Origin of the sequence: Porphyromonas uenonis 60-3, from assembly GCF_000174775.1 — a bacterium.
In the GTDB taxonomy this organism is placed as follows: domain Bacteria; phylum Bacteroidota; class Bacteroidia; order Bacteroidales; family Porphyromonadaceae; genus Porphyromonas; species Porphyromonas uenonis_A.
The window spans coordinates 1-642 of record NZ_ACLR01000109.1 but is presented as its reverse complement, the minus strand read 5'-3'; the positions used below and the strand labels follow the sequence as shown (position 1 = coordinate 642).

1 protein-coding gene is annotated in these 642 nt (G+C 55.3%); it reads left to right on the top strand.

Annotated elements, in window-relative coordinates:
- Positions 1–341 (top strand): T9SS type A sorting domain-containing protein (locus PORUE0001_RS02735; RefSeq protein WP_039865412.1); only part of this gene is annotated, 341 nt, incomplete at its 5' end.
- Between the last annotated feature and the right edge of the window lie 301 nt (positions 342–642).

Sequence of the window (642 nt, the reverse complement as noted above, 5' to 3'; positions counted from 1 at the left end):
AATCTCTCGTGATTGATGGTGTAGTAAACATCACCGCTACGAAGAAAGTGGTCGTCACGGACAATGTGACCATCAAGGCAACGTTTGTGGATCACACGGGCGTGGAGACGACCGTCACGCAGCGGATGCAGCTCTACCCGAATCCAGCGACTGACTATCTGCTCGTGGAGGGTGTAGCTCCTGCCAGCGAGGTGACGCTCCACAGCATGACAGGCGAGCGGCTCTATGCCGGTCGTGCGGATAGCCGTGGCGTGCTACAGATTGACCTGACACCCTATGCGGACGGGGTTTACCTGGTCTGCGTAGCGGGCGAGACTTACCGCGTAGTGGTAAGGCACTAGAATCAAAAAAGGGGCGAACGATGATTCGCCCCTTTTTTGATTAGAGGTTAGACTTTAGAAGTTAGAGGTTAGGGGTTAGAAGGGAGAGGAAATCGGAGCAATCGGAGCGATCAGAGTGATCGGAGGGATCGGACGAGTAACGGCTGCTTTCTAAGTTCAAATGCAAGTAAAAAGCGAAGTTTTTTTTCTCGTTTCGCAAGCTCGGTCGACTTCTCTTCGGGAACCCGCTCGTCGGGTGGGGCGTCCCACCCCTTGCCGCGGGGCGCTCCCGGAGCGGAGATTTCCTTCTGACTTGCCTCGG